We start from the raw sequence: 9,653 nt of genomic DNA, 5'->3' as shown, positions 1-9,653 counted from the left end.
CAAAGGTCAAAGGTCAAAGGTCAAAGGTCAAAGGTCAAAGGTCAAAGGTCAAAGGTCAAAGGTGTTCAATTTTTAGCGATGTTCACGTTCCGTATACATTCTGATTTTCTGAACGCCCATGGGTTGCTTCGCCGGGCGTTCAATTTTGCAGGCTGTTCACGTTACGTATACACTCATAAAAATTGAACAAGGGTGGACCATGCCACGCAAATCCCCGCCGCCGTTCGTGCCCGACCCGACGGTTCAAGCCGCCGCCGCAGCGTTTTCCGCTGCGACAGGCGTGTCCACCCGAATCCTCCGGCCGCCGCATCGCGCTCACTATGCAGCGAAGATACAGTTCCAGGCATCGCCGGACAGGACCTGGTCGCGACCGGTGCTGCTGATGGACAACGTCGACCGCTTCGCCACGCTGGCTGCGCTCAAATCCACAGCCGATATCCATGCCGACGATCCGTTCGTGCTCGTCGCGCCCTACCTGTCGCCCAATCTGCTTCGACATTGCCGGGAGTTAGGCCTTGATGCGCTGGATATGTCCGGTAACGCCGTCATGCAAAGCGACGGCAACCTGATCATGATCTCCGGTGAGAAGCGCACCAGCATGGCAAGCCGTATCAAAGACCGCGCCTGGACCACCAAAGGGATGAAGGTGGTACTGGCCCTGCTTTGCGACCCATTGCTCATCAATGCGGGCCAACGCCCCATCGCACAGCGGGCGGGTGTCAGTCTCGGCACCGCACAGTCGACGTTTCGAGACCTCCTCGAGCGAGGCGACATCGTCCAACGCAAAGATAGTTACGTCTTTGCAGACGCCGCTCGACTGCTCGACGAATGGGCCGCACTGTACCCTTCCCGCCTTCGCAACCAGTTGCTGGTCAACCGCTACCGCGCCGAAGATCCGGCATGGTGGCGCAGCATCGATCCGAGCAGTGAGCAATGCCAGTTCGGCGGTGAAGTGGCCGCGGCGCTCCTCACCGGCTATCTCAAGCCGGCGACCGTGACGCTTTATTGTGAACAGGCAATACCGCGTAAATGGCTGATCGACGCCCGCCTGCGCCTCGATCCGGACGGCGAGGTGGAAGTCCTGAACATGCCGATCCCGCTTGCCAGGACGCCGAACCTGCCGCCATCTGTCGTGCATCCTGTGCTGATCTATGCCGACCTGATCGCAACAGGTGATTCCCGCAACATCGAAACGGCACGGATGCTACGTGAGCAATACCTCTCCACTTGATATTCCCGACAGCAGACCGCTGCCGGCGCTCGTTGTCGAACTGTTAAGGCATGTCGCTGAAACAGCCAATGCCGCGAACGTCGAGTGGTTCGTTGGCGGCGCGACCGCGCGCGACATCATGCTGACCCACGTACACGGCATCGAGGCGACGCGTGCAACCGCCGACGTCGATATCGGCGTAAGCGTGGAAAGCTGGACGGGCCATGCAGCACTCAAGGCGGCGTTGATCGCCGGCGGTGCTTTCGAACAACGCAGAGAGGCGCACCGCTTGTACTATCGCGCCCCCGGCAGCGGCGAGTTGATGTGGCTCGACATTGTTCCTTTCGGCGGCGTGGAGGGCGCTGCAGGCAATGCAAGTCATTCAGGCAATACCGCAACAAAAGAGATCGCGTGGCCACCGGATCACACGATCAGGATGAACGTGGCCGGGTTCGCCGAAGCGCTGACCGGCGCCATCACGGTCCGGTTGGCAACAGACCTGGCCGTGCCCGTTGCATCGCTGCCGGGCCAGGCGATGCTGAAAATCGTCGCCTGGCGTGACCGCCACGCATCCGACAGAAAAGATGCGACGGATTTGCTGTTTCTGCTTGCTCACTATGCTGCGGCAGGTAATCACGCGCGTCTTTACGACGAGAATTACGAACTCGTCGAACACTATGATCATCACTTGGAGCTCGCCGGCGCCGCGCTGCTTGGACGCGACACAGCAGCGATCGCCTCGGCGGAGACCACCGGATTGATCACGCAAGTGCTGGCGTTCGACGAGGACTATCCGCGCATTCTCGACCACATGATGGGGCGCCGTGCCCAGCTTTTCGAGCCGACGCCTGCCTTCATCGAGTCTGCGTTCAATGCGTTTCGCGAGGGTTTCCGTAATCCCGGCTGACCTGCGGAAAACGTCGGCCCATAGTCGCGCCTCAATCCCCCTCCACCGCCGCCTTCAACCTCAGCAACGCGTGATCCCACTGCTGCGAGATCGCTTCAAGCGCGCGTCGCGCTTCGTCGAGGTGCGCCGGTTCGAACGCCCATAGGCGTTCACGGCCTACCTTGACGTCGCGCACGAGGCCCGCATTGGCGAGCACCTGCAAATGCTGCGTGACCGACTGCCGCGTAATCTCCGTGCCGGCGGTCAACTGCGCAATCGACATCGCACTGCCCGCGCACAACACGGCGATCAGACGCAGCCGCGTTTCGTCGCCGAGCGCCGCAAAAATCTGCGCGGAACTTCGCAGCATGGCCGCCTTCACTCGCGCATTGCCCACTGCCGGCTTATCCCTTGGCGACATGCTTTTCGATATTGATCAACTGCTCTTTCCACCCGCCGCTATTCATGCGAAACGCTTCCTCGCGGCGTGCAGCGGGAATTCGATCGAAGCCTGATTCGACCACCCGCAGCAACGTGCCCGAGTCGACCTCGCTCAGCTCGAATACGACCAGCGTCGTGGGCTCGGGCGAGTAGTCGACCGACACATCGACCGCAGCCGGATGCCAGCGAAACGACAGAAGATGTTCCGGCTCGACGCGCTCGATCAGTACATCCATGACGAGATGCTCATAGCCCGGATAGGTGATGTTGCCTTGGACGGATTGACCGGCGATAAACTGTTTGCCGCTGAAATCCACACGAAACCATTTGCCGAATTCCTCGGCATTGGACACCGCGCGCCACACTCGTGAGCGCGGCGCCTTCAGCAGAATCTGTTTTTCGATGCGGTCAGTCGACGCATTATTGGGTGTGTCAGATGAGATTGTCATACGCAGCCTCCTGACTGCATATTAGGCTCGCATCTGACAACACGCAAGTATTTGCCTGCGTATTTTCAGGCAGCGCCCTGCTTTCTACTGAAGGACGGCGAAACAGATCGCCACAGGCGCTTGCTTATCCCGCCGACGTCTTCTGCACAAACGCGCTCACCACACCCTCAAGTTCCTTGGTGATCGAAGTCATTACGCCCGCAATCACGGCGAACTCCCGGCCTGTCACATTCGAGCGGCTCGCCACGATCTGACCGTTGAACGAGACAATATGCGCTTCCTTTGCGATCGCTTTGATCCGCTCGATGAGGTCCTGCTGACCTTTCTTCTGCGCCCGCGCAATGCGCCGGCTTTCCTGCTCGTAGACAGCGGTCACGGCGTGCAGATGCGTCAGCAACGGATCGACGGAACCGATTAACGCGTTCAGTGCTTCATTGGCGCGCGGCGAGCCGCGTTCGATCGCCTCCAGTGCTACCGAGGCCAGCGAGATAAAGTCTGTGATCTTCTTCGCCACGTTCCCGCTGCCGTGAAAAGCTTCGTGCAACGCCGGCGAGAACAGTCCGGGCAAGCCGTCGCGGCCTTGCACCAGCGCTGTATGGCTGTCGGAAAACGTACGCAAGGTCTCCTGCGCAATCGCCAACGCACCGTCGAACTGTTGAAACGCCAACATCGACTGCAACGCGATGCGCTGCGACAGCATCCGTTGACGCCCTGCCAGGTTGATCAACGAGCTCAATACCTCGCTGGAGACGTCCGCTTCGGACTGTGGTGCCTGAACCCGATCTTTCGCGATGCTCATGTCTTCTGCTTATGATTCGATTGACCCTTTCGCTCCGCCCGGCATCCTCGCTGCGTGAGCGCCATCGGCAGACACGCAGCATCGCTCGCGGATGCCGAATTCCATCACTCCGTTGCGTGCGCATGCATCACGTTGGTATGCATCGACCACGCCATCCACGGACGGCGCAGCGCGACGATCGCGAGGAAGGCGCAAGCTGCCAGCGCACCGAAGGTTGCGAAACCCATCTGATAGCTGCCCGTGCTTTCCTTCGCGATACCCATCACGACCGGCAGATAGAACCCGCCGATCCCACCCGCGGCGCCGACGATGCCCGACATCAAACCGGTACGGCCAGCCCAGCGATGCGGCACCAGCTGGAAGGTCGCGCCATTACCCAGACCGAAGGCCACGTACAGACACAGCAGCAACACGATCCCGCCCAGCATCGACGGCATGGCGGCGGCAAAAACGAAGTCGCACAGCGAAATGACCGCGAGCAGGAAGGTCAGCGCGCGCACGCCCGACACCTTGTCGGCGATCAGGCCGCCGAGCGGCCGCACGATCGCGCCGGTCGCGGCAAGCAGCGCCATGAACAGGCCCGCGTCGATCTTCGACAGCTGATACAGGTTGGTCAGCAGCAGCGAAACATACGACGACATGCCAACAAAACCGCCGAACGTGATGCTGTACACCAGCATGATCGCCCACGTGTCGCGCTCGGACAGCACCGAGCGATAGCGCTTGGGCAGCACAGCAATTGCAAGCAGCGCGCCGATCACCGGCAACAGCAGCACACCGGTCTTGCCGGAGCCGAACATGCCCGCTTCGACCAGCAGCACGAGCACGATCAAGCCAACGAGCGTCACCGCGAAGCTGCCGAACGCGCGCAGCACGCTGCCGGATTTGATACCGGAATCGTTGGCCCAAAAGTACAGCGTGATCGCGGCAATCCCGAGCAACGGCAGTGCGCCTGCGGTCGCCATTTGCCAGCCGTAGTGCGTCGCCAGTTGCGGGAACAGGAAGCCGTCGAGCACAGCGCCGATGTTGCCGGCGGCGGCAAGACCCAGCACCAGGCCCTGTACCTTCGGCGGATAGTTGCTGCCGGCCATCGGCAGCGCCACCGCGAAGCTCGCGCCACCCACGCCGAGGAACACGCCGAGCACCAGTAGCAAGGTGTACGACGGCACGAACGGCAACAACGGCAGCACGATCGTCGGCACCGCGGACAGCAATACGCCCATCAGCGCGATGCGTTTGCCATGCGCGGATTGATAGAGATTGCCGAGCGTCACGCGCAGGATCGCTGCCGACAGCACCGGCACGGCGACCAGCAAACCTTGCTGCGCAGGCGTCATTGCAACGCTCTTGCTAATGAACGGCGCGAGCGGCCCGTATAGCACCCAGACCGTGAAGCCGGTGTCGAAATAGAGGAAACACGCCACCAGCGCGCGCCAATCTCCGCTCTTTAGAGAGCTCATCACGTTTTTCATTAGACATCCTCACATTGACTGGTTGTTCGCTTACCTGGTACACGGCTTTGAGGCGCCGCGCACCGGAATGGTCACGATGTTGAATACCGGTCCTGGCACGCAATCTCCATGCCATCCGGGCCCTTCTTTCAAGCTTGACTGCGTACTCTCTGAAACCGTGATGCCGCGTCTGAGCCGGCCGCTTTAAAAATCAATAAACGTCGCGTACGTAGCGCTTTTCCTGCGCTAAACAGCTCAGGGGGGGGGGGGGGGGGGGGGGGGGGGGGGGGGGGGGGGGGGGGGGGGGGGGGGGCGTCGACATCTCTGGCCATTCGGCTTGCGTCGCCGCAGACATAAAAATGCGCACCTTCTTCGAGCCATGCCCACAGTTGCGCACCCTGCTCGCGCATGCGGTCCTGCACGTAAACCTTCTCCGTTTGATCGCGCGAGAAAGCGACATCGAGGCGGGTCAGCAGACCGCTGTCGCGCATCGCTTCCAGTTCGTCGCGATAGTAGAAATCCGTCGCCGCATGTTGTTCGCCGAAGAACAACCAGTTGCGACCCTTATCGCCGCGTGCACGCCGCTCGTGCAGAAAGCCGCGAAACGGTGCGACGCCGGTGCCGGGACCGACCATGATGATCGGCGTGTCCGAAACATGAGGAGGCCGAAAGTGTGCGGATTTCTGCACGAATACCGGCACATTCACATCGCCGGCGCGGTCGGCCAGAAACGTCGACGAGACGCCCTTGCGATTGCGGCGGCCATTGCTGTAGCGAACCGCGGCAACCGTCAGATGAACTTCGCCAGGATGTGCTTTCGGGCTCGATGCAATCGAATACAACCGTGGCTGCAGGCGCTTGAGCATGCCGGTCAATTCCGTGGCAGTCAGGTCCACGGGAAATTCGTGGAGCACGTCGGCGAGTTGCTGGCCCCACAGCCAGTGTTTGAGATCGGCTTTGCGTGCGGGCGTCAACAGATCGCGCAATGCGCCGTTGCTGCTTCGCGCAGCGATGAATGCCAGTGCGTCCGGGCTGGGACGCGCGATTTCGTAGTGCTTGCCGAGTGCGTCGGCGAGGCGCATGTCGCCCACACCGGATACGTTCACGGCCGCGTCGGCACTCAAACCGCTCAGGTCGATCAATTCGTCGACCAGTTCGGGACAATTGCTCGGCCATACACCCAGCGCATCGCCGGCTTCGTATTCGAGGCCCGAGTCTCCGGTGCTCAACGAAAAGTAGCGCGTATCCTTCGCGGCGCCCTGCTTGTTCAGTTGCAGGTTCCTGACGAGACGCGATGCGGCCGGGCGCGTCCGGGTCGGCACGGCGCCGGGCACCACGGCGGTAATCATGCCGCCAGGAGGCACTGCATGCAGCGCCGCATCTGCTTCCTTGATGTGCACGATGATGCTTTCGAGCCACGCGTCGGCATTCTCCTGATACTCGCTGTCGCAGTCGACACGATCCATCAGACGCTGCGCGCCTTGCGCGGCGAGACGTTCATCGAGGCGGCGGCCGTGACCGCAAAATTGATCGTAGTTGCGATCGCCCAGCGCGAGCACGGCGTAGCGCAGGCCTTCGAGACGCGGTGCTGCATCGCCGATCAGTTCGCTCCAGAAACTCTGCGCGTTATCGGGTGGATCGCCGTCGCCGAAAGTGCTCGACATCAGCAGCACGTATTGCGCTTTCGCGAGCGCCGAGGCCTGATAGTCCGCCATGCATGACGTGCGGATTTCAAAGCCGGACTCCATCAGACGTGTGGCATAACGTTCGGTCAGCGATTCGGTGTTGCCGGTTTGCGAGGCCCACAGCAAAGTGACTTTGGGTCGCACGCGCAAGATACGCACACCGGACGCATGTGCCTCGTCTGAGTGCAAGGTGGCAAGCGCGGATGCTGACACGGTCGCCTGGGTTCCACTGCGGCTATATAGTCCGGCCAGCAAACCATCCACGTACAGGCGGCTCACCGAATCAAACGGTGCATTGGCTGGCAGAACCGGCACGCCGTCGATGCCCGGCCCTTCCGTCGAACGCAGGCCGCTGACGAAACCGGCCAGATACGTCCGCTCAGCATCGGTCAACGACGGCGCGGGTATCGGCGGAAGCTGCAACAGACGAGTGAGGGCATCGATACGGGGCATGTCCAGATCCTCGACGTTCGCCGATATAGCGCTTGCCGGCGCAGTGTCGGCTGTAACCATGGGCGCGTCGCTCAGCGTCTCGTCGTCCGCATTCGAAACCGGCTCACGGGCGTCGATCGCGACCGGGCTGAGCGCGACTGCGCAGAATTTGAGTTCGGGCTGCTGCGAGACCGGATCGATGGCGTCGCTCGTCACTGCGTTGATGCACAGGTCGTCGCCGAAAACGTCGTTCCAGTGCATCGGCGCGAAGCAGTTCCCTGCTTGCACACGCTCCGTAACGACCGCCGGCAACACGGCACGTCCGCGGCGCGAACGGATTTCAACCGGATCTTTTGCCTTGATGCCAAGCGTGGCCGCGTCTTCGGGATGAATCTCGACGAACGGTCCCGGGTTCAGCTTGTTAAGCATCGCGACCTTGCCGGTCTTGGTCATGGTGTGCCATTGATGCTGCAAGCGGCCCGTATTCAACACGATCGGAAATTCCCGATCGGGCAGCTCGGCCGGGGCGGCAAACGCGCGGGCGAAGAACATAGCTTTGCCGCTCGCCGTCGGAAACACGAGCCGCGGAAGGCGGCCGTTGGGCAGTTGCTTCAGCGCCTGGCTGACGCCGTCGTTGATGTAGCGAACTGGATTGCGGTCGGCGGCATCGTCAGCGGCGAGCGGCCATTGCAACGGCGTTTCCTTCAGACGGCGATGGCTCGCGCCGCGCAGGTCGTAGCCGGTTTTCGGATTCGATGCGCGCGTAATTTCCGCGAAAACTTCTTCGGCGCTTGCGTAGGTAAACGCTTCGGCGAAACCCATTTCACACGCGACACGCGCGATGATCTGCCAATCCGGCAACGCAACGCCCGGCGGTTCGATGCCCTTCTGCATCAGCGTCAGGTTGCGCTCGGAGTTGATCATCACGCCTTCGGCTTCCGCCCACAGCGCGCCGGGCAACAGCACGTCGGCGTAACGATTGGTCTCGGTGTCGAGGAAGGCATCCTGCGAAATCACGAGTTCGGCCGCACGCAATCCGGCGATGGCATTCTGGCGATTCGCAACGCTCGCCACCGGATTCGTGCAGATGATCCAGCACGCCTTGATCTCGCCCGCAGCCATGCGAGTGAACATATCGATCGTGCCGTTGCCGACTTCAGTCTTCAACGTGCCCTTCGGAATGCCCCACAGGTCCTCAATAAACGCACGGTCTTCTTCGACCAGGACTGAACGCTGTCCGGGCAAACCGGGCCCCATGTAGCCCATTTCACGGCCGCCCATCGCGTTGGGCTGACCCGTCAGCGAAAACGGACCGCTACCGCGGCGGCAGATCTTGCCTGTCGCCAGATGCAGATTGCAGATCGCATTCGTGTGCCATGTGCCATGCGTGCTTTGATTCAGGCCCATGGTCCAGCAGCTGATCCACTCCGGCGCGGCGCCGATCATTTGCGCGGCCCGGTGGATATCTTCTACAGAAAGGCCTGTAATCGCGGACACATTCTCTGGTGTGTAGTCCGCGAGAAAGGCTGGCATTCCGTCCCAGCCTTCCGTGAAGTCCGCAATAAAGGCCGCATCCGTATGGCCGTTTTCGTGCAGCAGATGCAGCAAGCCGTTCAGCAACGCCAGATCGGTGCCCGGCTTGATCTGCAGGAAGAGATCCGCCTTGTCAGCCGTCGTATTGCGACGCGGATCGACCACGATAAGTTTCGCACCCGCCTTCACGCGATCCATCATGCGCAGGAACAGAATCGGATGACAGTCGGCCATATTCGCGCCGATCACGAAGAAAAGGTCGGCGTGGTCGATGTCTTCGTACGATCCCGGCGGGCCGTCCGCGCCGAGCGAAAGCTTGTAGCCGCTGCCCGCGCTCGCCATGCACAGACGTGAATTCGATTCGACGTTGTTGGTGCCGACAAAACCCTTGGCGAGCTTGTTGACGAGGTACTGCGCCTCGATCGACATCTGCCCGGATACGTAAAACGACAGCGCGTCCGGTCCGTGTGCGTCGAGCAGGCCGCGCAAACGCGCCGCCGTGGTGCTGATCGCCTGCGCCATCGGTAGCGGCGTCGGATCCTGGTCGCGCGCATGACGCACGAACGCGCCCTCCAGACGGCCCGACTTGCGCAACGCGACGTGCGCCGACTGGCCCTTCGTGCAGAGCCGCCCGAAGTTAGCCGGATGCTCTTTATCGCCGGAGATCTTGACGACCTGCCCGTCCTCGACGTGCAGCACCATTCCGCAGCCAACGCCGCAGTAGGGGCACACGGTTTTTACGCTAGAGGAAGACATGGAGCGCGACG

At 61.5% G+C, this 9,653-nt stretch carries 7 protein-coding genes; 2 read left to right on the top strand and 5 right to left on the bottom strand.

Annotated elements, in window-relative coordinates; genetic code table 11:
* Window positions 1-199 precede the first annotated feature (199 nt).
* Window positions 200-1,231, top strand: a complete 1,032-nt coding sequence (locus M0D66_RS10320) for a type IV toxin-antitoxin system AbiEi family antitoxin (protein WP_266210696.1) — start codon at window positions 200-202, stop codon at window positions 1,229-1,231.
* Window positions 1,209-2,117 carry a nucleotidyl transferase AbiEii/AbiGii toxin family protein gene (locus M0D66_RS10315; protein ID WP_266210695.1) on the top strand — a complete coding sequence of 303 codons (909 nt, stop codon included), beginning with the start codon at window positions 1,209-1,211 and terminating at the stop codon, window positions 2,115-2,117. The genes M0D66_RS10320 and M0D66_RS10315 overlap by 23 nt, the downstream gene beginning before the upstream one ends.
* Window positions 2,118-2,148: 31 nt before the next feature.
* Here M0D66_RS10315 and M0D66_RS10310 read toward each other — a convergent pair whose 3' ends face one another.
* The 5 genes from M0D66_RS10310 to M0D66_RS10290 all read right to left on the bottom strand — a co-directional run bounded on the left by M0D66_RS10310 (window position 2,149) and on the right by M0D66_RS10290 (window position 9,642).
* A complete protein-coding gene (locus M0D66_RS10310; protein ID WP_244179281.1) occupies window positions 2,149-2,466 on the bottom strand; it encodes a helix-turn-helix transcriptional regulator in 318 nt (105 codons plus the stop codon).
* Between the two features lie 34 nt (window positions 2,467-2,500).
* Window positions 2,501-2,986: an SRPBCC family protein gene (locus tag M0D66_RS10305; RefSeq protein WP_266210694.1), complete on the bottom strand. Its 486-nt coding sequence runs from the start codon at window positions 2,984-2,986 to the stop codon at window positions 2,501-2,503.
* A 124-nt stretch (window positions 2,987-3,110) separates the two neighbouring features.
* A complete protein-coding gene (locus M0D66_RS10300) occupies window positions 3,111-3,785 on the bottom strand; it encodes a type IV pili methyl-accepting chemotaxis transducer N-terminal domain-containing protein (RefSeq protein WP_266210693.1) in 675 nt (224 codons plus the stop codon).
* Window positions 3,786-3,889: 104 nt separating this feature from the next.
* Entirely contained in the window at window positions 3,890-5,257 is a 1,368-nt protein-coding gene (locus M0D66_RS10295; protein WP_093633727.1) for an MFS transporter, read from the bottom strand.
* 128 nt (window positions 5,258-5,385) lie between these two features.
* Window positions 5,386-9,642, bottom strand: coding sequence for a bifunctional nitrate reductase/sulfite reductase flavoprotein subunit alpha (locus tag M0D66_RS10290; RefSeq protein WP_266210692.1), 4,257 nt, complete (start codon window positions 9,640-9,642; stop codon window positions 5,386-5,388).
* Window positions 9,643-9,653 lie beyond the last annotated feature (11 nt).

The organism is Paraburkholderia sp. SECH2 (assembly GCF_030464795.1).
In the GTDB taxonomy this organism is placed as follows: Bacteria; Pseudomonadota; Gammaproteobacteria; order Burkholderiales; family Burkholderiaceae; genus Paraburkholderia; species Paraburkholderia aspalathi.
Note: the sequence above shows the minus strand (reverse complement) of the source record. Positions and strands in the feature narration are given on the sequence as shown.